This window comes from Rhizobium anhuiense bv. trifolii, from assembly GCF_024346605.1.
GTDB lineage: Bacteria > Pseudomonadota > Alphaproteobacteria > Rhizobiales > Rhizobiaceae > Rhizobium > Rhizobium anhuiense.
On sequence record NZ_CP098803.1, the window covers coordinates 1,059,484 to 1,085,658 of the forward strand.

A 26,175-nucleotide genomic window follows, 5' to 3' on the forward strand; every position below is an offset into this window, starting at 1 on the left:
GTTAAAGATCGGCTGCTACCTTTTCCTCGTTAATTTATGAGGGGGATAAGCACGTGGCCGCTTCCAATCCGTCACAGCCAAAATCTCATTTCCTGAGCAAGGAAGAATCCTTCATGTACGACCGCGAGGCGCGGTTCAAGATGGAGGACACCATGAATGCCGCGCGCATCGAATATACGGAAAAGGGCGTCATGCACGCGGCGTCTCGCCGCTGCGACATTGTCCGGATCTCGATGAGCAGCGCGACACTCGCGATTCTGACCCAGTTCAACCTGCCGAAGCAGTTCTATCTGGATATTCCGGATGCCCGCATCACCAAGGTCGGTTGCCTGCTGATGAAGGTCAATGCCAACAATACGATCGAGGTCCGCTTCCTGCGCCTGCTGACGCAGAAGGAGCTGAACAAGATCTTCGTCTACAGCACCCATCCGGCGCACCGCGACTATGTTCTCGATATTCGCGCCTGACGGGTAGCGCTGGGACTGATACAGAAAACCCGCGGGGTGCTTCGTGCGCTCCGCGGGTTTTGTCGTCTGTGATCGGCCACGCTCAGTGGTGGAAGAGCACGCTCGCGCCCTGGTCCGAAGCGCCGACGGCGCGGCGGAACGGTGCGAAGAGCTCGCGGCCCATGCCGAATTCATTGTCGGAGAGATCGACGGTCACCGGCTCGCGCTCGGCCAAATCGGCGGCATCGACGAGCAGTTCCAGCGTGCCCTTGATCGCGTCCAGGCGAATGATGTCGCCTTCGCGGATGCGGGCAATCGGGCCGCCGTCGACCGCTTCCGGGGTGACGTGGATGGCTGCCGGCACCTTGCCGGATGCGCCGGACATGCGCCCGTCGGTCAGGAGCGCCACGCGGAAGCCGCGGTCCTGCAGCACGCCGAGCGGCGGCGTCAGCTTGTGCAGCTCCGGCATGCCGTTCGCCTTCGGGCCCTGGAAGCGCACGACGGCGATGAAATCGCGGTTGAGCTTGCCTTCCTTGAAGGCGTCCTGCAGTTCCTGCTGGCTGTGGAAGATGATCGCCGGCGCTTCGATGATGTGACGCTCCGGCTTGACGGCCGATATCTTGATGACCGCCTTGCCGAGATTGCCGCGCAGCATCTTCAGCCCGCCATTCGCCTGGAACGGCGTTTCGATGCTGGAGAGAACCTTGGGATCGACGCTCTTGTCAGGCGAGGGTTCGCGCAGAACGCCGCCGTTTTCGCCGAGGCGGGCATCGACCGTATAGGCTGCGAGACCCTGGCCGAAGACGGTGCGCACGTCGTCATGCACCAGCCCGTGCTTCAGGAGTTCCTTGATGAGGAAGCCCATGCCGCCGGCCGCCTGGAAATGGTTCACGTCGGCAAGCCCGTTCGGGTAGACGCGGGCAAGCAGCGGCACGATTTCCGAAAGCTCGGCGATGTCCTGCCAGGTGAGATGGATGCCGCCCGCCCGCGCCATGGCGACGAGGTGCAGCGTGTGGTTGGTCGAGCCGCCCGTCGCATGCAGGCCGACGACGCCGTTGACGATCGAGCGCTCGTCGATCATCTCGCCCGCCGGCGTGAATTCGTTGCCGAGCGCGGTAATCGCCAGCGCCCGCTTGGCGGCTTCGCGCGTCAGCGCTTCGCGCAGCGGCGTGCCGGGATTGATGAAGGAGGAGCCGGGCATGTGGAAGCCCATGATCTCCATCAGCATCTGGTTGGAATTGGCGGTCCCGTAGAAGGTGCAGGTGCCCGGGCCATGATAGGATTTCGATTCCGCCTCGAGCAGCTCGGCGCGTCCGACTTTGCCCTCGGCGAAGAGCTGGCGCACGCGCGACTTCTCGTCGTTCGGCAGGCCTGTCGTCATCGGACCGGCCGGAACGAAGATCGACGGCAGGTGCCCGAAGGACAGGGCTGCGATGACGAGGCCTGGCACGATCTTGTCGCAGACGCCGAGGAAGAGGGCGGCATCGAACATGTTGTGCGACAGGCCGACGCCCGCCGACATGGCGATCAGGTCGCGCGAGAAAAGCGAGAGCTCCATGCCCGGCTGTCCCTGGGTGACGCCGTCGCACATCGCCGGCACGCCGCCGGCCACCTGCGCCACGCCGCCCGCCTCGGCGGCCGCCTCGCGGATGATCGCCGGATAGGTCTCGAACGGCTGGTGGGCCGAGAGCATGTCGTTATAGGCGGTGATGATGCCGAGATTGGCGATGCGGTCGCCGGCGAGCGCATCTTTCTCGGCGGGGGAACAGACCGCAAAGCCGTGGGCAAGGTTGGCGCAGCCGAGCACGGAGCGGGCGACACCCTTGGAAGCGGCGGCGCGCAGGCGTTCCAGGTAGCGCTCGCGGCTTGGCTTCGAGCGTTCGACAATGCGATCGGTGATCGCGGAAATGCGTGCGTGAGCGGACATGGAATATCCCTGCCTTGTTCGTTGTCTCTATCTGTTTCGGCGGCTCTGGCCTGAATCTCGGTCCGGATTGACGGCCGATCAGGGAGCCCAGTAGATCTCGACCGGGGAAGTGGCCCGGCGCAGAACGGCGCGGATCGGCATTTCTGCTTCGTCACCGCTGCCTTCCGCCTTGGCGAGAACGTCTTTTTTGCCTTCGCCCTCAATATGGAGAACCAGGAGTGCGGCATCCTCAAGACTGGAGAAGGTGAAGGTCAGGCGCGGCTCGCCGGCTCCTTCCGCTTCCATGGTGATGATGCCGCGCGGCGTCGATGGATCGAGCGCCGTGGCAAGATTGCTGCCGCCGGGAAAGAACGAGGCCGTGTGGCCGTCGCCGCCCATGCCGAGGATGACGATGTCGAAGGGTGAGCTGATCGCCCTGGTCTTCTCGGTTGCGAGCGAGGCTGCCTCCTCCACGGAGGCTGTATCCTGATAGAGCGGCAGGAAGCGTGCCGCCTTTGCCTTGTTCTGCAGCAGATTGGCATCGACCAGCAGATGGTTCGAGCGCGGATTGTCGGCCGGCACGAAACGTTCGTCGACGAGGGTGATCGTCACCTTGTTCCAGGCGATGTCGCGCGTCGACAGCGCCTGAAAGAAGGCCTTCGGGGTGGAACCGCCGGAAACGGCGATGGACGCCGTTCCACGGGCGGCAATCGCCGCCGAAAGCGTGCTCGCGACCTTGTCGGCGAGGCTGCCGGCAAGGTCTGCGGCGCTGGCGAAGGAATGCAGGGTCGATGCCATCGATGTCGTCCTAGATCTCGTCGTGCCAGGTGCGGCCGTCGCGCTCGATCAGCGCGATGGCCTGGCTCGGACCCCAAGTGCCGGCCGTATAGCCCTGCACCTGCTGGCCGGTCGTTTCCCAACCCTTGAGGATCGGATCGACCCATCTCCATGCGGCTTCGACTTCGTCGCGGCGCATGAACAATGTCTGGTTGGAGCGGACCACATCCATCAGCAGACGCTCGTAGGCGTCGGGATTGCGGACGTTGAAGGCCTGGGCGAAGCTCATGTCGAGCGACACGTTACGCAGGCGCATGCCGCCCGGACCCGGATCCTTGATCATCAGCGACTGCTTGACGCCCTCGTCCGGCTGCAGGCGGATGATCAGCTGGTTGGCGACGATGCGCCCGGCCGCCTGGTCGAAGATCGCATGCGGGATCGGCTTGAAAGTGATGACGATCTCGGACATGCGTCCGGTCAGGCGCTTGCCGGTTCTGATGTAAAAGGGAACGCCGGCCCAGCGCCAGTTGTTGATCTCGGCCTTGATGGCGACGAAGGTTTCGGTGTTCGAAACGCCGCCTTCGAGTTCTTCAAGGTAGCCCTTGACCGGGCCGCTGCCCGATGCGCCGGCGCGGTACTGGCCGCGCACCGTCGCCTGCTCGACATTCGAGGCATTGAGCGGCTTCAGCGCTCGCAGCACCTTCAGCTTCTCGTCGCGAACGGCTTCCGAATCCATCGACGAGGGCACTTCCATCGCCGTCAGGCAGAGCAGCTGCAGAATGTGGTTCTGCACCATGTCGCGCAGCGCGCCGGCCGTATCGTAATAGCCGGCGCGGCCTTCGAGGCCGACCGATTCAGCCACGGTGATCTGCACGTGGTCGATGTAGTTGGCGTTCCACAGCGGCTCATAAAGCGCGTTGGCGAAGCGCAGCGCCATCAGGTTCTGCACCGTCTCCTTGCCGAGATAGTGGTCGATACGGAAGATCTGCTCTTCCTTGAAGGCGCGGCCGATCGTGTCGTTGAGCTGCAGTGCCGAGGCGAGGTCGCGGCCGATCGGCTTCTCGACGACGATGCGGGTCGACTTGGTGATCAGCTTGTGGTCGTGGATCTTCTGCGAAATGTCGCCGAAGATGCCGGGCGCGACCGCCAGATAGAAGGCGCGCACGCGTTCCTTGCCTTCGTCGAGCAGCTTCTTCAGCTGATCCCAGCCGGCATCGGTGCGGGCGTCGACCGAGACGTAGTAGAGGCGGGCGCAGAATTTCTCGACCTCCGCCTCGTCATATTCTCCCTTCTTCAGGTGCTCCTTCAGCGCGTCCCTGGCGAATTTGCGGTATTCCTCGTGCGTCAATGGGCTGCGCGAGGCGCCGATCACGCGGGTCGGTTCGGTAAATTGGCCTTCGATTTGGCGATGATAGAGGGCGGGCAACAATTTGCGTTCGGCAAGGTCGCCGCTGCCGCCGAAGACGACGTAATCAAAGGGCTCAACGGGAATGATCTGGCTGCTCATGAGCTTGTCTCTCAATCAGGCTGGTTGGCGGCCCTTTTAATCTAATCGATTTAAAAAAGCCAGTGTGCAGTGCAATGAATCTGTCAGGCACCGGTTTTAGAGCGAATTTCCGGAAGAGGAAATCCGCAATCGGACTAAAACTTGTCGCGAAGCGCAAACCACGACAAGGCGAGGAAAAGCAACGGCGCGCGCATGCGGGCTCCGCCGGGAAAGGCGGGAATATCGAGCGATGTGAACAGGTCGAGATCGCCGGATTTCCCAAGCACCGTTTCCGCATAGAGCTTGCCACAGTAGTTTGACAGCATGACGCCATGGCCGGAATAACCGCCGATCGAGATGACCCCGGGCATGACCTCGGCCACGAAGGGCTGGCGCGGCATGGTGATGCCGACGCTGCCGCCCCAGGCATGGGTGATGTCGATGTTTTTCAGGTCAGGATAGATCTCGGCGATCTGCCGGCGAATATGCTGCGAAATGTCCCGCGGATTGTCCGCCGTATAGGCTTCGCGCCCGCCGAAGAGCAGACGGCCGTCGCCGAATTTGCGGAAGTAGCGCACGACGAAGCGCGAATCGGCCACCGCCTCGCCGCCCGGCAGCACGCTGGGATGCCCGTCGAGCGGGGCCGTGGCGCCGATGAAGGAGCGGATCGGCATGATATGGCTTGCGGTCACCGGTTCGAGGCCGTCGATATAGGCGTCGCAGGCGATCAGCGCGCGCTCGGCGGTGATCGTCCCCCTTTCGGTTTCGATCGTCACCTTGCCGCCGCCCTGGCGGATCGCCTTTGCCCTGGTCATCTCGAAAACCGCGGCACCGGCATTGGCGGCGACCCGCGCCAACCCCACCAGCAGCTTCAGCGGATGGATATGGCCGGTGCCGACATCGCGCACGCCGCAATGGAACCGCTTCGAGCCAAGCCGCTCCTGGGTTTCCTTCTCGTCCATGAAGCTGATATGCGGATAGTCGTAACGCAGTGCGGCAATCTCGGCATTTTCGTAATAGGCGCGTTTGTAGCTCGCCTTATGTGCGACGTTGAGCTGGCCGGGCACATAGTCGATCTCGATCTGATGCTCGCGGGCGAAATCGAGGAGATGGCGCTTGGCCGCCTCGGCAAGATTAAACAGCGCCTTCGAGCGTTCGTAGCCGATCGTCTCTTCGAGTTCTTCCGGCCACCAGCGCTGGCCGGTGCCGAGCTGACCGCCATTACGCCCGGATGCCCCGTCACCGAAGCGGCAGGCCTCGATCAGGACCACCGAAACGCCCGATTTGGCAAGATGGTAGGCGGCCTGCAGGCCGGTATAGCCGCCGCCGATGATGGCGACGTCCGATGTTATCGAACCGTCGAGCGCGGCATAGGTCGGCCGTTCCCCGACAGTTGCCTGATACCACGATAGCCCGGGCGCGATCGGGCTCTGCCACATCTCCTGCGATGCCATGGATGCTTTCCCTCACACGTTGAGCAGAAGGAATTCCCGCTCCCAGGGGCTAATCACCTGCATGAAGGTCTCGAACTCGCCGCGCTTGACGCCGGCATAAAGGCCGATGAACTGCTTGCCGAATATCTCCTCGAAAGCGGGCTCGTCCTCGAGCAGCGCCACGGCTTCGAGCAGGCCGCGCGGCAGGTCGATCGAACCCTCATTGGCCGAATCCTCGGTCGGCGCCGTCGGCTCGATTTCTTTCATGATGCCGAGCAGGCCGGCGGCCAGCGAGGCGGCGAGTGCCAGATAGGGATTGGCGTCCGAACTCGGCAACCGGTTTTCCACGCGCCGCGCCTGCGGATCTGAAACCGGAACGCGGAAGGCGGTCGTCCGGTTGTCGTATCCCCAGGCATTGTTGACAGGGCAGGACATATCGGGCTGCAGGCGCCGGTAGGAATTCACGTAGGGCGCCAGCATCGCCATCGCGCTCGGCACGAATTTCTGCATGCCGCCGATGAAATGGAAGAACTCCTTCGAGGCCGATCCGTCCGCATTGGAGAAGATGTTCTGGCCGGTCTCGATATTGACCACCGATTGGTGGATATGCATCGCCGAACCCGGCTGGCCCTGCATCGGCTTGGCCATGAAGGTCGCATAGATGTCGTGTTTCAGCGCCGCCTCGCGGATCGTGCGCTTGAACAGGAACACCTGGTCGGCAAGCTCGATCGGATTGCCGTGGCGCAGATTGATCTCGAGCTGCGCCGGTCCCTCCTCGTGGATCAGCGTATCGATCTCCAGCCCCTGCTTCTCCGAGAAATGGTAGACATCGTCGATCAGTTCGTCGAATTCGTTGATGCCGGCGATCGAATAACCCTGGCCGCCGAGGATCGAACGGCCGGACCGGCCTTTGGGCGGGTGCAGCGGATAATCGGGATCGTCATTCTTGGCGACGAGATAGAATTCGATCTCGGGCGCCACGATCGGCTTCCAGCCGCGGTCATGATAGAGGCTCATGATGCGCTTCAGCACGTTGCGCGGCGTATAGGGCACTTCGCCGCCGTCCGAATCGACGATGTCGCAGATCACCTGCGCCGTCGGGTCGGTTTCCCAGGGCACGACGGACAGCGTCGAAAGGTCGGGCATCAGCTTCAGGTCGCTGTCGCGCGGCTCGTAGCGGAAGCTCTCCGTCTCGTCGGGATATTCGCCCGAAATCGTGTGCCGGTAGATCGCCGATGGCAGGGCCAACGAGGTGTTCGAGGTGAATTTCGAGCTTGGCATCATCTTGCCGCGCGCAACGCCGGCAAGGTCCGGCGTGATGCATTCGATGTCTTCGATGCCCCTGTCCCGCAGCCACCGCGCTGCTTCCTTCCAGTTCGCAACGCCGCGCAGGGATCCGGGGTCCGGGGGAGCTTTCGTCGAGGCGGGTACGTTTCTGGCAGGCTTCAGCGTCGTCTTTTTTGGGGACATGACACACCGGTTTGCGTTGATCGTGGCGCCATCATAACCAGACTTTGCCAATTGGCGAGGGGTGCCAAACGTTGACTTTCGCCCTTTGATGGAAAAGAAGACGCTGTCTTGATCGGGGAAACGGGTTTGCAGCGCAAAAGCGACGTCATCGTCATCGGCGCCGGGGCGGCGGGCATGATGGCGGCCATCCGCGCGGGAAAACGCGGCCGGTCGGCCGTGGTTCTCGATCACGCAAGGGCGCCTGGTGAGAAGATCCGCATATCGGGCGGCGGCCGCTGCAATTTCACCAATATCCATGCCGGGCCGAAGAATTTCCTCTCCGCCAATCCGCATTTCTGCAAGTCGGCGCTCGCCCGTTTCACCCCCGTCGATTTCATCGCCATGGTCGACCGCCACGGCATTGCCTGGCATGAAAAGACGCTGGGCCAGCTTTTCTGCGACGACAGCGCCAAGGACATCATCCGCATGCTGCTGGATGAGATGCGCATGGCAGGCGCAGCGCTGCATCTCGGCGCCGAGATAGCAGGCGTCGAAAGGACGGACGCGGGCTTTCGCGTCTCGACCGGCGAGGGCGCCTATGAAGCATCGTCGCTGATCGTCGCGACCGGCGGCAAGTCGATCCCGAAGATGGGCGCCACCGGCTTTGCCTATCGCCTCGCCGAACAGTTCGGCTTGGCCGTGCTCGAAACCCGACCCGGCCTGGTGCCGCTGACGCTCGATCCCGGCCTGCTCGAGAGCATTGCGCCGCTCGCCGGCATTGCCGCCCCGGCCGAAATCCGCCACGGCAGGACCGCCTTCCGCGAAGCACTGCTGTTCACCCATCGAGGCTTAAGCGGCCCCGCCATCCTGCAGATCTCTTCCTATTGGCGCGAAGGCGACGAAATCGTCGTTGCGATCGAACCGGATATCGACATTGCGGCGCATCTGAAGCGGGCAAAGCAGCTCAATGGCCGCCAGTCGCCGCAGACGGCACTCGGCGACATCCTGCCGAAGCGGCTGGCGCAATTTCTCGTCGAGCGCGAAAAGATCTCCGGCAACATGGCCGACCTGCCTGACAAGGCGCTGCTGCGCCTGGCCGCCGGCGCCCAGAGCTTGGCCGTCAAACCGTCCGGCTCGGAAGGTTACCGCACCGCCGAAGTGACGCTCGGCGGCATCGACACGGCAGCGTTGGATTCCCGCAGCATGGAGGCAAAGGCCGTGCCCGGGCTTTATTTCATCGGCGAATGTGTCGACGTCACCGGCTGGCTCGGCGGCTATAATTTCCAATGGGCCTGGGCCTCCGGATTTGCCGCCGGTGAATGCGCTTAATACATGTCGCCCAAAAGTGCCCAGCGGCTTTGGGAGAACGACTTGCATAAGACAAAGACCAAAGCCGATTCAAGACTTCTTAAGAGAGGTGCGCCATCCTGTCTCAATTGGCGGTTTGCAAAATCGTTCCTAGATAATGCTTTACCGGCAAGCCGTTTTGTTGGATTGTTGTGTCAGAGAGAAGTGAGGTTTCGCGCATGACCAGAAACACACGACGCGCCCGCGCCATCGCAATTGCCGAGGCAAAGCCGAACGCCCGGATGGTGACCCTGCGTTATCTGATGCTTGCCGCCGGCGCCACTGCCGCCAGCCTCGCGCTGCTGCTCTCGCACTTCATCTGATCCTGTCGGTAGACCTGGAAAGAACATAGCGGCATGCTGATCGCCGCGCTGCGGCGTTGCGGCTTACAATCTGCAACTATTTCACCGCCTTGGCTTAACCCGCCATAACCGCTTATCCGAAAATTAATATCTAATCTGACACAATTGCCCGCGATTATTTGGGCATCTCCAAGTTGTTTGGACATGAACTGGCAATGACTGCCGCCTGGCCTCCGGGTTCCCCAATGTAAATTTAAGAACGGCTTGATGTGTACCCGGCTGGCGCCATGTGGCTGCCTGCGGGAGGAGTGGTGTATGAAAGGCCCGGAACGCCATGTTGATTGACAAGATTCTTTCCCGCTTCAGGATCAAGACGAAGGTTCTGATCTTCGTTCTGCCCTTCGTCGTCACCATTTCGGCGGTAGGCCTGACGGGCCTCTACGCTTCCGGACTTCTGCAGGGCCGCATGGAAATATCCAACAGCGTGCTGCAGTCGCTGAGCGGCTTCAAGGATCTCTACGGTTCGATGGACGATTTCCTGCGCGTCACCAGCCCGGAGGCACGCGACAAGCTGACCGCGGAACTGAAGACCCAGCAGGGCGTGCTCGACCGGACGCTGAACCAGGTCGGTGAAGAGGCCGCCGGCCGCGACAGCCTTGCCGAGGCATCGCGCCGCACCAAGGACATATCGGGCGTCGTCGACAAGCTCTGGGCCCTGCATGAGCAGGAACAGGCTTTGCATGAGCAGATCGATGCCGCACAGAAGAGCCTGATCAGCACCCGTTTCACGGTCTCCTACCAGGCCGAGGAATTGCAGACCGCGCTCCAGAACGACGAGGGCGCCGCCACCATCACGCTGCGCACCGCCGACCGCCTGCTGAAGGGCGGCGACTTCCTCGGCACCGTCGCCAGCGGCTACAGCAAGCCGCAAACGCCGCAGGACAAGATCGCCTTCATCAACGGACAGATGCCTGCGATCATCAAAGCCCAGCGGCAGATCGCCATTTCGGTTCCGACCAACCAGAAGAACGTCATCGACGCGCTGACCGCAACCATCGACAGCATCAAGGCGATCGCTCAGCTGCCCGCTCCGACCGACGAGGACATCGCCGAACTCGGCCGCCTCGTGTCGCGCTTCCGCCAGACCTCGACCTATACGCAGCTGACGGCAACGCAGAAGATGCGCGAGGCGACCCAGCGTTTCGCCGAGCTCGAGGGCCGCATCGCCCAGACCAACTCCGTCCTTCAGGATACGCGGCGGCTGGAAAACTCCGTCTATGCGCTGCAGATCGTCCTTTCCGATTTCCTCTCCAACTCCAGCAAGGATAATCTCGTACGCCTGCAGCAGCAGGCCGGCACGCTTGGCAAGGATATGCAGGTGCTGACCACCAGCGCCAAGGGCATGGGCTTTGCCGAAGGCATATCGGGCGCGATCCAGCCGGCGCTCGACGCCATTTCCGGCGGCGGCTCGAAGATCGTCGATACGATCAGCGAGCGCGTCACCGCCTATGCCGCCGCCCGCCAGGAGCTCGACCAGATCTGGACGAAGCTGACCGATTTCGCCGAGCTGCAGAAGCAGACGGCCGGCACCGAGCGCACCCAGGCAAACAGCATCTCGGTCATGACCACCGGTCTCGGCATCCTCCTGTCGATCCTCGGCGGCATCGCCCTGGTGCTGACGCTGCAGCGCCCGATCAGCCAGATCACCGCCGCCATGCGCCGCATTGCCGAAGGGGCGCTGGAAACCAGCATCTCGGGCGAGCAGCGTCACGATGAAATCGGCGACATGGCTCGCGCGCTCGGCATCTTCAAGGAAAACGCCATCTCGAAGATCCGCATCGAGGAGCAGAGCGACGAGGAGCGTGCCGCCGCCGAACATGAGCGCCAGCGCAACGACGCCGAAAAGCACGAGATGGATCGTCAGATCGAATTTGCGGTCAATGCACTTGCCGCCGGCCTCGAACGCATGTCGCAGGGCGATATCTCGACGACGATCGAAACGCCGTTCATCGGCCGTCTCGAACAGCTGCGCCAGGATTTCAACGGTTCGATGATGCGCCTGCAGGCGACGATGAGCCAGATCCGCGACAATGTCGAACTGATCCAGGGCAACGGCAACCAGATGGCCCAGTCGGCCGAGGATCTGTCCAAGCGCACCGAGCAGCAGGCTGCCTCGCTCGAAGAGACCGCGGCCGCCGTCGACGAGATCACCGTCACGGTCCGTTCGTCGGCCGAACGCGCCAAGGATGCCGACCAGATCGTCCGCCAGGCCAAGCGCAGCGCCGACGATTCCGCCGTCGTCGTCAGCAATGCGATCGACGCGATGGGCCGCATCGAGGATGCCTCGCGCCAGATCGAGCAGATCATCGGCGTCATCGACGAGATCGCCTTCCAGACCAATCTCCTGGCGCTCAACGCCGGCATCGAGGCGGCGCGCGCCGGTGAAGCCGGCAAGGGCTTCGCGGTGGTGGCGATGGAAGTCCGCGAACTGGCCCAGCGCTCCGCAGCCGCGGCGCAGGAGATCAAGGGGCTGATCAACAAGTCGACCAACGAGGTCAATTCCGGCTCGCAGTTCGTGCAGGAGACCGGCACGGTGCTTGCCAAGATCAGCGCCCAGATCGTCACGATCAGCCAGCATGTCGAGATGATCGCCCGCGCCAGCCACGACCAGTCCAACGCGTTGCAGAGCGTCAACGCGACCGTCAACCAGATGGATCAGATGACGCAGCAGAACGCCGCCATGGTGGAAGAGACGACCGCCGCCAGCCGCGAACTGGCCGACGAGGCCGATTCGCTGCGCCGGCTCATCCAGCAGTTCAAGATCGACGGCGAGGCAGCCGCCACGCCGGTCTACCGCGCCGCCTGATCGCCGGCCGACCCCGTCTTCATGCGAACGGCCCCGGACTTTCCGGGGCCGTTGCTGTTTATGCCGAGAAATCGCGCTTCGATTGAAGAGATTTGAACGGTAGGAGAATAGCCTTGAATGTCCGCCAGTCTGTCGAGCCGCCATGGTCAGAAGACGTCTAAAAACGAGACAGGTGAATATCTCCCGCAGCCCTGATTTACGGAAAATTTTCCTTAACGCTTTTGGCTTAATCTAGCCTTGGTTTATCCCGGGGGTTTTGATGCTGCGCCTTTTCTCGACGTCGATCGTACGCCAGATCGTTGCGATCACATTGTTTCTGCTGGCGATCAGCACGGCCGCTATCGTCGGCGTGACCTATTATAATTTGAGCAATCATGTCATGGGCGGGGCGATCTCCGACGCGAAAGAGGCCGCCCGCGCGATGGCCGTCCTCTACGGCGCGGCCGATCAGGGCGCAAAGATCGAGCTCAAGGACAATCAGCTCTCTGCCGTGACGGAAGACGCCATTCCGGCACTTGCCGATCATTCGCTGGTCGACCGCACGGCGCAGTCGATTGCCGGTGTCGCGACCATCTTCCAAAAGCAGGGCAGCGACTACGTCCGCATATCCACGAACGTCAAGAAGGAAAACGGCGATCGTGCCGTCGGCACCAAGCTCGCAGCCGAGCACCCTGCCCAGCCGGTTCTCGCCAAGGGCGAGGCCTATTACGGCCCGGCGGTGCTTTTCGGCCGCCAGTTCATCACCGGTTACTTTCCCATCAAGAATGCATCGAACGCCAATGTCGGCATTCTCTTCATCGGCATTCCGATGGAGGTTTATTACCAGCGCCTGAATGAGCTGCAGATCCTGGTTCTCGGCATCGGCGCCATCGTCATGCTGATCGTCGGCGTTGTCGCCTTCTACGCGATCCGCCTGTCGGTGAAGCCTTTGCAGGCGTTGACCGCGAGCGTCCATTCGATCTCCGCGGGCGATCTTGAGGGCACCATCCCTTGCGTCGCCAAGAAGAACGAGTTCGGCGACATCGGCCGGGCCCTGGCGCTTTTCCGCGACAGTGCCCGGGCGCGGCGCGATCTGGAAACCCAGGCTGCCGAACAGCGCGCTCTGAGCGATGCCGAACGCGCCAGGAACGATGCCGACAAGCGCTCCCTTGACGGCCAGATCGACTTTGCCGTCAACCAGCTTGCCGCCGGCCTGGGGCGCCTGTCGCAGGGCGATGTCTCGCAGACGATCGGCACGCCCTTCGTCGGCCGGCTGGAGCAGCTGCGCGTCGATTTCAACGCCTCACTCCTGCGGCTTCAGGATACGCTCTCCGGTATCCGCGACAGCGCCTCGACGATCCAGCGCAACAGCAGCGCCGTCTCCGTCTCTGCCAGCGAGCTCTCGAAGCGCACCGAGGCGCAGGCGGCAAACCTCGAAGAGACCGCGGCCGCGGTGGAAGAAATCACCGTCACGGTTCGGTCTTCCGCCGAGCGTGCCCGTGAAGCCAACAATGTCGTGGCTGCGACCAAGAGGACGGCCGACAATTCCGGCGCCGTGGTCGGCGATGCCGTCGCCGCGATGGAGCGCATCGAAGAGGCCTCGCAGCGCATCGAGCAGATCATCGAGGTGATCGACGACATCGCCTTCCAGACCAATCTTCTGGCGTTGAATGCCGGCATCGAGGCGGCGCGCGCCGGCGAGGCGGGCAAGGGTTTTGCCGTCGTCGCCCAGGAGGTCCGCGAACTCGCCCAACGTTCGGCCGATGCGGCGCGCGAGATCAAGTCGCTGATCGAGACATCGAGCCGGGAAGTCACGGCAGGTTCCGAACTGGTCCAGAAGACCGGCAGCGTCCTTGCCTCGATCAGCCAGGAAATTATCGCCATCAGCGGCCATGTCGAGACCATCGCCACTGCGAGCCGGGATCAGTCGGCGGCGCTGCAGGAGGTCAACGGTTCCGTCAACGCCATGGACCAGATGACCCAGAAGAACGCGTCGATGGTGGCCGAGACGACGCAGGCAAGCCGCCTGCTCGCCGGCGAGGCCGATACGCTGATGGCGCTGATCGAGCGGTTCCGCATCGTCGCAGAAACCGCACCTGCTCATCTCGGGGCAAGAAGGGTCGCCTGAACCGTACGGTCGCAGCTGCCGCAGGATTGCACTGCGGCCTTGCGGGGCTTTCTCAGATAGAGATCAAGCGACGTCAGCCAACCGCCGAAACGAATGAGGCTGTTGTCTCCGAACTCGGCATAGAATCTGTCCTCGTCTGCCCTGGAGTCGCATCGTCTGCCGGAATGTCGGTATCCGATAGTGCCTGCGATGGTCATCATGTCGATCATGGCAATGTCCTTTCCTATGTCAGACATCACCTGATCTAGGCATCGAATTTCTCTTTATAAACGGGGAAAATTCCGCTATGTTTTTCACCAATGAAAAACGCAAGTTGGGATTCCTATCAGCTTTTCCTGCAGGTCGCCCGGCTCGGCGGCTTGACCGGGGCAAGCACCGCAAGTGGACTGAGCCCGGCAACCGTCGGCCGTCGCATGCTCGATCTCGAACAGGAGATCGGCCGCGCATTGTTTTCGCGCAGCCAGACCGGATATCGTCTGACACACGATGGCCAGGCGCTGCTCGATCACCTTCAGGAGATGGAGGCCGCCGCCCGCAAGGTGGCGGCGTGGCGGCAATCCGGCGACGGCGGCACGACCGTCAGGGTCGCCGCCGGCACCTGGCTCGCTTGGCTGCTGACCGAGAATTTTACCGCAATCCGCATGCCGGGCGACGCCTTCGCCATTTCGCTGACCATCGGCGAGGCGCGGGCAAGCCTTGCCTATCGCGAGAGCGATATCGGTATTCGCGCCTTTGAGCCCGAGGAGGCCAATCTCGCCGCACGTCAGCTCGGGGAGGTGGCCTATGCCGTCTATATCAGACGCAACACTGCCGAGACCGACGAGCGCTGGATTGCGGTTGCCGAGGAGGAGGCGATATCGGCCTATCTGCGCTGGCCGCACGCCCATGCCGCGACAGGGATCGTCGCCACCGTCAATCGGCCGCGTTCGCTGCCGGATCTGGTGCGCGCCGGCGCCGGCAAGACCGTACTTCCCTGTTTCGTCGGCGATCTCCATCCTGAATTGCAGCGGCAGGGCGGCGAATTGCCGGAATTGCGCCATCGGCAATGGATCGTCATGAATGCCGAGGACCGCCATCGCCCGGAGATCCGCACGGTCGCCGACCGCATGACCAAGCTCATCAGAAGTTATGCCGATCTCTTCGCCGGAAAACGGCCGAGCCGAGGTTAGAACATGTCGCGCCAAAGTGTGCAGCGGTTTTACGATAACGACATGTGTAAAAACAAAGACTTAAAGCGCGGCAAGCGCATCTGAACGATCGCGACGCGCTCGAGCAAAAAGCTACGGCATCAACCGGCGCACCAGCGCCACCTGGCTGTTCACCCCGAGTTTGGAATAGATGCTCTTGAGATGCGAGCGGGCCGTCTCATAGCTGACATCATGCGTCGTGGCGGCTTCACGCAGTGAAAGCCCGCCGGCAATCGCCGAGGCGATCCGCATCTCGGCCGCCGTCAACTGGTTGCTGCGCGCCAGCGCCTCGTTGATATCGCTCCTCAGCGCCATGCCTGTGCGCTCGATGATCAGTGCGATCGTCGGACCTTCCAGGAAGGCGGTGATGAAATCCGATTGCAGCCTGACGAGCGTACATCTGACGCTGCCGGCTTTCGTCTTGACGAGCGTCGTCGATGGTGGCGGGCTTACGGCTGAATGATGATGACGGCTCAGCATATCGAGCCGGGCGCCCAGCGCCGGATCATGGATGACGAGGTGTCCGGATGGGCCGGTGCCGATGCAGTTGCCCTCGGCGAGCATCCGCTCCGCCACCCTGTTGAGCGAACGGATCTGCTGGTTCTCGCCGAGATAGACGACGCCGGCGCCGATCGCATCGAAGAGCGCCAGCCCGTTTTCATCATTCTCGGGATCGCGGCGATCGCGTCGTATGAAATCGAAGGCGCGTCTGAGATGCGGGGCGAGATCGCTCAGCAGGTCGGCATTCACCCGGTTGTTGTCGGGATCGGCCGAAGAGGTCAGCGTCGACAAATTGAAGGAGCGACCATTCTCCCGCATGATGGTGACGCCGACACTGCTTTCGCAGCCGATGCTGCGGACGAAGTCATTGTAGAATTCGGTCTTGATGAGATCGCTTCTCGGCAGCATCTGCTCGGCGATGACGCCGAGGCCGACCGGCCGGACAGCGGCCTTGGGCATCCACGGATTGATCCTCGCATAATAGTGGTTATAGGCTTCGGCTTCCGTATCCTGAATGCCTGAAGCAAGCGACAGGCCGCCGGTGCGGGCGATGGCATCGTGGAAGAACAGCGTGGATTTCGCATCCGGCATCGTCCCGTTCAAAGCGTCGAGAAACGTCTGCCACGTCGTCTCGCCGAACAGGGCGGCGTAGATCAGATCGGTCAAGGCTTCGAGTTTGGGGTGCGGCGCGCCGGGCATGGGCAATTCCGTTCGAAGATGCGCCATTATGGCCCGACCAGGCGGCGGTGACAATTGCATCAAATTGTAAAGGGCGTGCAGGCGCATCGCGCCACCCGGCGCCCAAGCCCCAAATCGGGACGGGTTTTCGAAAGGAATGAGCGCCCGCGCGTCTCTCCGATGCGCAGGCGCTCCGATTGGGAAATGCGGGCCGACACGGCAGCCCGCCGCTGGTCGTCTTCGTCAATGCCGGTTGGTGACGACGACCGGAATCAGCAGGTCGCCCCAGTTGCCGTCGCCGCCGTGATGACGGGCCGAGCGCACCAGTTCGACCGAGACGCCGGCCTCGACGGCTTTCATGACCGATTGGTTCAGCCGATGCAGGTCGTTGGCGAGCATGCGGATCGTCGTCTGCTGATCCTCGCTCATGCTGGTCGTCTGCTCTTCGGCCCGTTCCCGGACGCGTGTGATGGATGCCATGATATTCTCCTCCTCTTCGGGTTATTCCGCAGCCGGCTTGAACTGCGCATGTTCAGTTGAATCGTGCATCGCGGTTGTCGAAGACCGACCGCCGGTGATGGCGAGCGACACGGCGTCGAAATAGCCGGTGCCGACCTCGCGCTGATGTTTGGTGGCGGTATAGCCGTTGACCTCGGCGGCGAATTCCGCCTGTTGCAGTTCGGAATAGGCCGACATCTGCCGCTGCCGGTAGCCGCGCGCCAGTTCGTACATGCCGAAGTTCAGCTGGTGGAAGCCGGCGAGCGTGATGAACTGGAACTTGTAGCCCATTGCGCCGAGTTCGCGCTGGAACCGTGCGATCGTCGCCTCGTCGAGGTTCTTCTTCCAGTTGAAGGAGGGCGAGCAATTATAGGCGAGCAGCTTGCCGGGGTAGACCTTGTGCACGCCTTCGGCAAAGCGCCGCGCCTGCTCGAGGTCCGGCTTCGAGGTTTCGCACCAGATGAGATCGCAATGCGGCGCATAGGCGACGGCGCGCGCGATGCAGGGCTCGATGCCGTTTCTGACCTGATAGAAACCTTCCACCGTGCGGCCGGCATCATAGTCGACGAAGGGCTGGTCGCGCTCGTCGATGTCTGAGGTCAGCAGCTTTGCCGCCTCCGCGTCGGTGCGAGCGATGACCAGCGTCGCAACGCCCATGACGTCGGCGGCAAGCCGAGCGGCATCGAGATTGCGGATATGAGCGGCCGTCGGGATCAGCACCTTGCCGCCGAGATGGCCGCATTTCTTCTCCGAAGCGAGCTGGTCCTCGAAGTGAACGCCGGCGGCACCCGCCTCGATATAGGCCTTCATGATTTCGAAGGCGTTGAGCGGTCCGCCGAAGCCTGCTTCCGCATCGGCAACGATCGGCGCGAACCAGGTCTCGACGGAAAGCCCCTGGCCTTCCGCGGTCTCGATCTGATCGGCGCGCTGCAGCGTGCGGTTGATGCGCTTGGCCAGTTCCGGACCGGCATTGGCCGGATAGAGGGACTGGTCGGGATACATCGCCGATGCCGTATTGGCGTCGGCCGCCACCTGCCAGCCGGAGAGATAGATCGCCTTCAGCCCGGCGCGCACCATCTGCATGGCCTGATTGCCGGAAAGTGCGCCGAGCGCATTGACGAAATCCTCCTGGTGAATGAGCCGCCACAACCGGTCCGCCCCCATTTCGGCCAGCGTATGGCGCAGCGCCACCGAGCCCCTGAGCCGCTGCACGTCGTCGGCCGAGTAGGGTCTCTCAATGCCGTCGAAACGATTAGCTGATGCGTTTGGGACAAGTTTGTAAAAATCGGTCATGCTGCTCTCCTCACTAAAAGCCGATAAAGGGTGGTCATGACAAGATTGACAATATCAGCCGTCATGACCAGAAAAACCTTTGATTTCCTGCTCGGAAAGAGGTTAAGATGACGAGGATTGACAGATTGGCGCTGTGAATTTGTAAAATTTTGTAAATACAGCGCTTGGAGCTTGTCAAAGGGTGTGACATGGCGGAACGGAAGATATTCGCAGGCCCGAAAGTCAGGCGCATCCGCAATGCGCTGGCGCTGACGCAGACCGCCATGGCCGAGGCGCTGGAAATATCGCCGTCCTACCTGAACCTGATCGAGCGCAACCAGCGGCCGTTGACGGTGCAACTCCTTCTCAAGCTTGCAAGCGTCTACAGGGTCGATCTGGAGGAATTGCGGGGGCAGACCGGCGGCAGTCTCGACCAGCTCAAGGAGATTTTTGCCGATCCGCTGCTGTCGGGCGAGCTGCCGGGTGATCAGGAATTGGTGGAGGTGGCCGAGGCAGCACCCAATGCCGCGAGCGGCATGATCAAGCTCTACCGCGCCTATCGCGAGCAGGCGGCAAGGCTATCCGATCTGACGGCGCTGATGGCCGCCGAGGGGCATGCGCCGGTCGCCACCGGCCGGTTGCCGCTAGACGAGGTGCGCGAGACGCTGGAGCGCAGGTCCGGCTATTTCGGACGGATCGAGACGGCGGCAGAAGCCTTTGCCGCAACGCTCCCCGGTGGCCTCGATCTTGCCGCCGGGCTGAAGGATTGGTTGCGTTCCGAGCGCGGCATCGCGGTGCGCGTCCTGCCCGTCCACGTCATGCCCGATCTGCGCCGCCGTTTCGATCGCCATTCGATGCGGCTTTTCATCTCCGAGCGGCTGTCGCCGGCTGACCGGGCGCATGAGATATCAATCGAGGCGGCAACTCTGGCACTGCTGCCGGCAATCGATGCCGAGCTCGGCGATATCCCGCTCTCCTCCGCCGAGGCGCGCCGCATCGCCCGCTTCGAGCTTGCCCGCATCGCAGCCTTAGCGCTGGCAATGCCCTACGAGGCTTTCCTTTCGGCGGCGAAGGCGACGCGTTACGATATCGATATTCTGCGCGCGCGCTTCGGCGTCTCCTTCGGTCATGCCGCCGCGCGCCTTGCCATGCTGCAGCGCCCCGGGGCGGCGGCCATTCCCTTCTTCCTGATCGAGATCGATGCCGCAGGCCACCGGCTGCGCCGGGCGGGCGCCCAGGGCTTTCCGCAGGCCCGGTTCGGCGGCGGCTGTCCGAAGCTCAATATCCACGCCGCCTTCCTGCAGCCGGGCCAGATCCTCGCCGAAACCGTGGTCATGCCGGATGGCGCATCCTTCTTGACGGTCGCCCGCACCCTGGAGGGACCGAGTGTCGAATTCGGCGAAAGGCTAAGGCGCACCGCGATCCTGATCGGCTGCGACGCTGCCCTTGGCGGAGGTGTGGTCTACGGGCAGGCGATGGCGCTCGATCCGGTCGAAATCGGTCCGGCCTGTCGCCTTTGCGAGCGACGCGGCTGCCTTTCCCGGGCTGAGCCGCCGGTGACCAGACCGCTCGGGCTCGACGAGATGGTGGCAGGGCTCAGCGCCTTCGACTTCCAGTGACGTGAAATCGTTGAGGGCGCTGGATTTTGCGCTTGTGGGCTGTGAAATTCCTTCTTAGTCTGCGTGGAAAACCAGAGGGAAAAGATGTCCGGGGGTGCGGAATCTTTGAACAAACAGGAGAAGTTATGAGGTCAACCATCCTATGCGTGACGGCCGCCGCCGTTACCGCACTCCTTGCTGCCGCTCCGGCCTTTTCGCAGGAGCGCGTGGTCAACGTCTACAACTGGTCGGATTATATCGACAGTTCCATCCTCGAGGATTTCACCAAGGAAACCGGCATCAAGGTCGTCTACGACACTTTCGATTCTAACGAGACGCTGGAAACCAAGCTCTTGGCTGGTGGTTCGGGTTATGACGTCGTCGTCCCCACCGTATCCTTCATGCAGCGCCAGATCGCCGCCGGCGTTTACCAGAAGCTCGACAAGTCGAAGCTGCCGAACCTGGTCAACATGTGGGACGTCATCATGAAGGGCGTGGCGTCCTTCGACCCCGGCAATGAATACAGCGTCGACTACATGTGGGGTACGACGGGCATCGGCTATAATGTCGACAAGGTCAAAGCCGCCCTCGGCACCGACGAAAAGCCCAATTGGGACGCGTTGTTCGATCCGGCGAAAGCAGCTAAACTCAAGGATTGCGGCATCTATATGCTGGATTCCCCAACCGACGTCGTGCCCTCGGCGCTCGCCTATCTCGGGCTCAATCCGAACAGCACCGATCCCGCCGATCTCAAGAAGGCGCAGGAGGTTCTCACGGCCGTCCGCCCGTTCGTCCGCAAGTTCCATTCTTCCGAATATATCAGCGCGCTGGCGAACGGCGATATCTGCATTGCGCTCGGTTATTCCGGCGATATGTTCCAGGCCCGCGACCGTGCTAAGGAAGCCAATGCCGGCGTGAAGGTCGACTACTCGGTCCCGTCGCAAGGCGCCCAGATCTTCTTCGACGTCTTCGGCATTCCGAAGGATGCGCCGCATGTCGCCGAAGCCCATGAATTCATCAACTACATGATGAAGCCGGAGGTGATCGCCAAGGCCTCGAACTTCGTCTTCTACGCCAACGGCAACAAGGCGTCGCAGCAGTTCCTCGACAAGGAGGTCCTCGACGATACGGCGATCTACCCGACGCCGGAGGTAATGGCGAAACTCTTCACCGTTCCGCCGCTCGATCCGAAGACGCAGCGGATCGTGACGCGGCTATGGACCACCGTGGTCACCGGCCAATGATAGAATAACGGCCCGGACGGAAACGTCCGGGCCTTTTTTTGACGATCCCGGCCGGGTGAAACCGGGAGCAAAAGCCAAGAATAAAAGCAAAGAATGCATTTTCGGGGAACAATATGAAGTCTCTAGGCAATATTCGCCGCTCGTTCGCACCTTGGACCGATCCGTCCGCCAAGCCCTTCATATCCATCAAGAACGTCACCAAGCGTTTCGGTGATTTCACCGCCGTCGATAACCTGTCGCTCGATATTTATCACCGCGAGTTCTTCGCGCTGCTCGGCGCTTCCGGCTGCGGCAAGTCGACGCTTCTGCGCATGCTCGCCGGCTTCGAGCAGCCGACCTCGGGCGAAATCGTCCTCGATGGCACCGATATGGCCGGTACGCCGCCCTATCGGCGCCCCGTCAATATGATGTTCCAGTCCTATGCGCTTTTCCCGCACATGACGGTCGAGAAGAACATCGCCTTCGGCCTGAAACAGGATGGCATGGCGAAGGACGAGATGACTGACCGCGTCTTGCAGATGTTGAAGCTCGTCAAGCTGGAGCAGTTTGCCTCCCGCAAACCGAACCAGCTTTCCGGTGGCCAGCGCCAGCGCGTGGCGCTGGCCCGCTCGCTCGCCAAGCGTCCCAAGGTGCTGCTGCTCGACGAACCGCTCGGCGCGCTCGACAAGAAGCTGCGCGAGGAAACCCAGTTCGAGCTGATGGACCTGCAGCAGAATCTTGGACTTACCTTCGTCGTCGTCACCCACGACCAGGAAGAGGCGATGACCATGGCAGACCGTATCGCCGTCATGAGCCACGGCAAGGTGGTGCAGGTGGCGACGCCGGCCGAGATCTACGAAGCGCCGAATTGCCGTTTCGTCGCGGATTTCATCGGCGACGTGAACATTTTCGACGGCAAGGTCGCCTCATCGGGCAACGGCACCGTCGAGATATCAGTCGACAGCGGCTTCAGCGTGCGTGTCGCCGCTTCCGAAACACCTTCTGCAGGCAGCGCCGTCGGCTTCGCCATCCGGCCGGAGAAGATGCGGGTCGGGCGCACGGCTCCCGCCAACGCGTCCGTCAACGCCGCCAAAGGCGAACTCTGGGATATCGCCTATCTCGGCGACATGACCGTCTTCCATGTGAAATTGCAGAGCGGCAATATCGTCAAGGCCTCGTCCCTCAATGCGCAGCGCTCCGTCGACGACCCCTTCACCTACGATCAGGAAGTCTGGGTCTCCTTCGACGAGAATGCCGGCGTCCTGCTGAAGGATTGACGTCATGGGCAAGCTCACCTCCGGCCTCTACAATCGCCTCGTCATCGTCATCCCTTACGCCTGGCTGCTGCTCTTCTTCCTGGCGCCCTTCTTCATCGTCTTCCGCATTTCGATGTCGACGACGGCGATCGCCATGCCGCCCTATGAGCCTGTCTTCTCCTTCGCCGACGGCTGGGCCGGCCTCTTAAGTAAGATCGGCGAATTCTCCTTCGACAATTACACCTACCTGACCGACGACCCGCTCTATTTCAACGCCTATGTGTCGAGTGTGGTGATCGCCGCGATCTCCACCCTCCTGACGCTGCTGATCGCCTATCCGATCGCCTACGGCATGGCGCAGGCGCCACGTGGCCTGCGGCCGACGCTGGTCATGCTTGTCATCCTGCCCTTCTGGACGAGCTTCCTGATCCGCGTCTACGCCTGGATCGCCATCCTCAAGCCGGAGGGCCTGTTCAACCAGCTGCTGCTGTCGCTGCACCTGATCGATGCGCCGCTGATCATCCTCAACACCAATACCGCCGTCTATATCGGCATCGTCTATTCGTATCTCCCCTTCATGGTACTGCCGCTTTATTCGGCGCTCGAGAAGATGGACGGCACGCTGATCGAGGCAGCGCAGGATCTCGGCTGCCCGCCGATCACCGCCTTCTGGCGCGTCACCTTCCCGCTGTCGATCCCCGGCGTGGTGGCCGGCTGCATGCTGGTCTTCATCCCCGCCGTCGGCGAATTCGTCATCCCCGATCTGCTCGGCGGGTCGCAGACGCTGATGATCGGCAAGACGCTGTGGAACGAGTTCAATTCCAATCGCGACTGGCCGGTCTCCTCGGCGGTGGCGACCATCCTGTTGCTGATCCTGGTCATCCCGATCGTCTTCTTCCAGAATGTCCAGGCCAAAGCCGAAGAGCGGGGGAAATAAACCATGCTGAAATGGACCCGTTTCAATATCGTCTCCGTCACGCTCGGCTTCGCCTTCCTCTATCTGCCGATCGTGCTTCTCGTCATTTTCTCCTTCAACGAATCCAAACTCGTAACCGTCTGGGGCGGCTTCTCGACGAAATGGTATGTCTCGTTGATGAGCAATCAGGCCTTGCTCGACGCTGCCTGGGTGACGCTGCGCGTCGGACTGCTGTCGGCAACATTTGCAACCATCCTCGGCACGATGGCGGCGCTGACATTGGTGCGTTACACCCGCTTTCGCGGCCGCATGCTGTTTTCGGGCATGGTCTATGCACCGCTCGTCATGCCGGAGGTCATCACCGGCCTGTCATTGCTGCTGCTCTTTGTGGCGATCGGTCTCGACCGTGGCTTCTGGACGATCACGCTCGCGCATACGACGCTGACCATGTGCTTTGTCGCCGTCGTCGTCCAGTCGCGCCTGCTGAGTTTCGATCATTCGATCGAGGAAGCGGCGCAGGATCTCGGCGCGCCGCCGGTGCGCACTTTCTTCGAGATCACCCTGCCGATCATCGCGCCAGCCGTGCTCTCCGGCTGGATCCTTGCCTTCACCCTCTCACTCGACGATCTGGTGATTGCGAGCTTCACCTCGGGGCCGGGCGCCACCACGCTGCCGATGAGGATTTACAGCCAGGTCCGCCTCGGTGTGACGCCCGAGATCAATGCGGTGTGCACGATCCTGATCGGCGTCGTCGCCTTCGGCGTCATCTGCGCCTCGATCATCACCAAGCGCCGCGAAACACAGCGCCAGAGGGATGAGCGTGCCGCTGCGGCCGGCGCGTGAGCTGAAATTGCATGAAACAAAAGATGAAGCGCTTCCGTTTTTCGACGAAAACGGAAATGCTCTATTGCGCGTGCGGCGTATTGCCGAAAAGCGGCACTGGCGAGATCACCGGGTTGGGCCATGAACCGCCGACGAAGAACGGCAGAAGCGGCAGCTCTGCCGCCTTGGCCGGATCGGTTGCCTCCAGCGATCCGGAAAGCGCCAGCCCGTTCGACTGGTAGGTAATGACGCCGGAAAGCGTCAGCGTCTCCGTGGCGCCGGCAATATGGGCGTCGTGCATCTCGGCGGTGCCGTTGGCGAAATCGGCCTGCAGGTTCAGCTGGTTGAAGGTGAAGGCGCCGCCTGCCGCCGCGCTCAGCGGAAAGAACGGCTTTTCGGCTGCCTGCGTGCGGAGCGCTGCGGCATCGATGCCGGGGATCGTGCCTTGCTTCGTCCAGAAGCGCAGCTTGCCGGTGACGTCGGCAAGGCCGGTCGTCCATATCGCCTTCGGCGACCGGAGGTCGAGATCGAGCGATCCTGTCGCCAGCGGCAGCGGACCTTTCAGCTGCAGGCGCTCGGCAAGAGCTGCGAAGTCGGCATCGCGGATCGATAGCTGCAACTTGCCGCCACCGTCGAAGTCACGCTGCGTCGCTTCCAGATGCGCGGTCATCTCGCCGCCTTCGAACTGGCTGTCGCCAATATCGAATTTCGCCTCGCCGCCGGCCACGATCATGCTGGCGCCGACATCGGAAAGCTCGAAGAGACCCATTTGCGCGCGCCGTGCCGAAAGCCTGACGTCGACATCGAGCATCTGCAGCGGCCCAGTGATGCCGGCGGAGATTTCTTCTGCCTCTCCGGCTGCGAGCCTGAGCGCGAAGGCATCGAGGAAGGGCTTGAGGTTCATCTGGTCGAAAGCGAGCGTGCCGCCGATCTTCGGCCGTTTGCCGGGCTGGGTAAAGAGATCCATCACCCCGGTGGCGCTCGCTTCGTTCAGGGAGAGGCTGAGATTGTTGAAGCGCAGCCCGCTGCCCGACGACATGATGTCGGATTCCAGCGAGGCGCTCTTCAGCGTCCCGATGCCCGGGACAGATTCGCCCGACCATGCCAGAAGGGCCGGCACATCGGGGATGCTGGCGGTGACATTGCCGGAAAGGGCCGAAAGGTTGGCGATGCTGGCAACGCCCTGGAAATGCGCCGTCAGCAGGTTTGACGTGAGCGACGTCCGTGCCTCGGCATTCCGGCCGGCAAAGGCGAGCAGCGGCTGGCGCGAGGCGAAATCGATCTTCAGGTCCTGGCCGTTGATGCGGGCGATGATGACCGCCGAGATCGCGCCGGACAGTCTCGGCCAAGCGATATCTGCGGTGACGCTGTCGAAATGAAAGGCCTTGGCGCTCTTGATGTCGGTGACCACAAGCGTGCCATCCTCGACGGTCAACGCGCCGATCTCGGCATCGAGATCGGGATCGAGCACCTCCGCTCCGTTTTCGTAGCGCACGCCGCTGATCGCGCGTGCGAGCAGGCCGGCATAACTCCAGTCGATCAGCCCCTTCTCGTCGCGCGTCAGCGCCAGGCTGGGGCGCAGCAGGTGGAATTCGTGGAAACTCGTCCGCCCGCGGAGCGCGTCGATGAGGCTGAAATCGGCCGACAGGCTTTCAATGCTGCCGAGCAGCTTGTCGCCGCTTTCGCGCGGCTGGCGGATGGTGACCTGGTTCAGCGTGATGCGCGGCGTCGGCCAGAATTCGAGAACCGGACTGCCCTTGATCTCGGCATGGTAGCCCGTCCATTTCGACAGCGCGTCCTCGATGCCGGAGCGCACGAAGCCGGTGGAAATGAGATAGGGGGCGGCGACCCGCAGCGCCACGAAAAGCGCCAGCGCAATCAGCAGGAATACCGTCGATACACGGGCGAAGGCCGGAAGCCAGCGCGAAACGGGTCCGATCTTCCTGCGCCACCTGCGATGTCTTGACGTGCTCATGATCTCCGCCGGCAATGCAGCCGGTCATCCCGTTATGCGCTGGTTTCGGCCGATATAGGAAATATCGGGCATATGCAAATCCCATGCAATGCCGCGCGTCTTTTCAAGAGGCGCAAAAGACGATGCGATA

The 26,175-nt window shown here is 62.2% G+C and carries 21 protein-coding genes; 11 read left to right on the forward strand and 10 right to left on the reverse strand.

Annotation, left to right across the window (positions count from 1 at the left end; translation table 11 throughout):
* Positions 1-113: 113 nt before the first annotated feature.
* Complete coding sequence (locus NE851_RS13765) at positions 114-467, forward strand: hypothetical protein (RefSeq protein WP_047613630.1); 354 nt, start codon at positions 114-116, stop codon at positions 465-467.
* A gap of 82 nt (positions 468-549) precedes the next feature.
* On the opposite strand, the gene edd is transcribed toward NE851_RS13765, so the two are convergent.
* The 5 genes from edd to NE851_RS13790 form a co-directional block, all read right to left on the reverse strand.
* Entirely contained in the window at positions 550-2,373 is a 1,824-nt protein-coding gene (gene edd, locus NE851_RS13770; protein WP_097595976.1) for a phosphogluconate dehydratase, read from the reverse strand.
* A 78-nt stretch (positions 2,374-2,451) separates the two neighbouring features.
* Entirely contained in the window at positions 2,452-3,150 is a 699-nt protein-coding gene (pgl, locus tag NE851_RS13775; RefSeq protein ID WP_183908796.1) for a 6-phosphogluconolactonase, read from the reverse strand.
* Positions 3,151-3,160: 10 nt separating this feature from the next.
* Positions 3,161-4,636, reverse strand: a complete 1,476-nt coding sequence (zwf, locus tag NE851_RS13780) for a glucose-6-phosphate dehydrogenase (protein ID WP_029868016.1) — start codon at positions 4,634-4,636, stop codon at positions 3,161-3,163.
* A gap of 134 nt (positions 4,637-4,770) precedes the next feature.
* On the reverse strand, positions 4,771-6,069 hold the full coding sequence (locus tag NE851_RS13785) for an NAD(P)/FAD-dependent oxidoreductase (protein ID WP_097595974.1): 1,299 nt from the start codon (positions 6,067-6,069) through the stop codon (positions 4,771-4,773).
* Between the two features lie 12 nt (positions 6,070-6,081).
* On the reverse strand, positions 6,082-7,518 hold the full coding sequence (locus tag NE851_RS13790; protein ID WP_047613636.1) for a glutamine synthetase family protein: 1,437 nt from the start codon (positions 7,516-7,518) through the stop codon (positions 6,082-6,084).
* A gap of 108 nt (positions 7,519-7,626) precedes the next feature.
* Here NE851_RS13790 and NE851_RS13795 point away from each other — a divergent pair, with 108 nt between their 5' ends.
* The 4 genes from NE851_RS13795 to NE851_RS13810 all read left to right on the forward strand — a co-directional run bounded on the left by NE851_RS13795 (position 7,627) and on the right by NE851_RS13810 (position 14,119).
* Positions 7,627-8,826 carry a BaiN/RdsA family NAD(P)/FAD-dependent oxidoreductase gene (locus NE851_RS13795; RefSeq protein WP_183908798.1) on the forward strand — a complete coding sequence of 400 codons (1,200 nt, stop codon included), beginning with the start codon at positions 7,627-7,629 and terminating at the stop codon, positions 8,824-8,826.
* Positions 8,827-9,023: 197 nt separating this feature from the next.
* Complete coding sequence (locus NE851_RS13800) at positions 9,024-9,167, forward strand: hypothetical protein (RefSeq protein WP_168332621.1); 144 nt, start codon at positions 9,024-9,026, stop codon at positions 9,165-9,167.
* A gap of 313 nt (positions 9,168-9,480) precedes the next feature.
* Positions 9,481-12,012: a methyl-accepting chemotaxis protein gene (locus tag NE851_RS13805; protein ID WP_047613639.1), complete on the forward strand. Its 2,532-nt coding sequence runs from the start codon at positions 9,481-9,483 to the stop codon at positions 12,010-12,012.
* Between the two features lie 259 nt (positions 12,013-12,271).
* Entirely contained in the window at positions 12,272-14,119 is a 1,848-nt protein-coding gene (locus NE851_RS13810) for a methyl-accepting chemotaxis protein (protein WP_183908800.1), read from the forward strand.
* Here NE851_RS13810 and NE851_RS13815 read toward each other — a convergent pair.
* The gene (locus tag NE851_RS13815) at positions 14,092-14,328 is read right to left on the reverse strand and encodes a hypothetical protein (protein ID WP_127431276.1); all 237 of its coding nucleotides are present in this window, start codon (positions 14,326-14,328) and stop codon (positions 14,092-14,094) included. The two genes, NE851_RS13810 and NE851_RS13815, sit on opposite strands and share 28 nt — an antisense overlap.
* A 90-nt stretch (positions 14,329-14,418) precedes the next feature.
* Between NE851_RS13815 and NE851_RS13820 the strand changes: the two genes are divergently transcribed.
* On the forward strand, positions 14,419-15,288 hold the full coding sequence (locus NE851_RS13820; RefSeq protein ID WP_183908802.1) for a LysR family transcriptional regulator: 870 nt from the start codon (positions 14,419-14,421) through the stop codon (positions 15,286-15,288).
* Between the two features lie 111 nt (positions 15,289-15,399).
* On the opposite strand, the gene NE851_RS13825 is transcribed toward NE851_RS13820, so the two are convergent.
* The 3 genes from NE851_RS13825 to aceA form a co-directional block, all read right to left on the reverse strand.
* Positions 15,400-16,506 carry a helix-turn-helix transcriptional regulator gene (locus NE851_RS13825; protein WP_183908804.1) on the reverse strand — a complete coding sequence of 369 codons (1,107 nt, stop codon included), beginning with the start codon at positions 16,504-16,506 and terminating at the stop codon, positions 15,400-15,402.
* Positions 16,507-16,728: 222 nt separating this feature from the next.
* Complete coding sequence (locus NE851_RS13830) at positions 16,729-16,965, reverse strand: SMc00767 family acetate metabolism repressor (protein WP_029868006.1); 237 nt, start codon at positions 16,963-16,965, stop codon at positions 16,729-16,731.
* Between the two features lie 21 nt (positions 16,966-16,986).
* Positions 16,987-18,276 carry an isocitrate lyase gene (gene aceA / locus NE851_RS13835; RefSeq protein ID WP_168332618.1) on the reverse strand — a complete coding sequence of 430 codons (1,290 nt, stop codon included), beginning with the start codon at positions 18,274-18,276 and terminating at the stop codon, positions 16,987-16,989.
* Between the two features lie 188 nt (positions 18,277-18,464).
* Between aceA and NE851_RS13840 the strand changes: the two genes are divergently transcribed.
* The 5 genes from NE851_RS13840 (at position 18,465) to NE851_RS13860 (ending at position 24,091) form a co-directional block, all read left to right on the forward strand.
* A complete protein-coding gene (locus NE851_RS13840; protein ID WP_097544572.1) occupies positions 18,465-19,874 on the forward strand; it encodes a helix-turn-helix domain-containing protein in 1,410 nt (469 codons plus the stop codon).
* A gap of 125 nt (positions 19,875-19,999) precedes the next feature.
* Entirely contained in the window at positions 20,000-21,097 is a 1,098-nt protein-coding gene (locus NE851_RS13845) for a polyamine ABC transporter substrate-binding protein (protein ID WP_029868003.1), read from the forward strand.
* Between the two features lie 113 nt (positions 21,098-21,210).
* Entirely contained in the window at positions 21,211-22,353 is a 1,143-nt protein-coding gene (locus NE851_RS13850) for an ABC transporter ATP-binding protein (RefSeq protein ID WP_029868002.1), read from the forward strand.
* A 4-nt stretch (positions 22,354-22,357) separates the two neighbouring features.
* Positions 22,358-23,269, forward strand: coding sequence for an ABC transporter permease subunit (locus tag NE851_RS13855; protein WP_029868001.1), 912 nt, complete (start codon positions 22,358-22,360; stop codon positions 23,267-23,269).
* Between the two features lie 3 nt (positions 23,270-23,272).
* Entirely contained in the window at positions 23,273-24,091 is an 819-nt protein-coding gene (locus NE851_RS13860) for an ABC transporter permease (RefSeq protein WP_018244860.1), read from the forward strand.
* Between the two features lie 61 nt (positions 24,092-24,152).
* Here the strand turns inward: NE851_RS13860 and NE851_RS13865 are convergent, their stop codons facing one another.
* Positions 24,153-26,045 (reverse strand): AsmA family protein, encoded by a 1,893-nt coding sequence (locus NE851_RS13865; RefSeq protein ID WP_127431248.1) that lies wholly within the window; start codon positions 26,043-26,045, stop codon positions 24,153-24,155.
* Positions 26,046-26,175 lie beyond the last annotated feature (130 nt).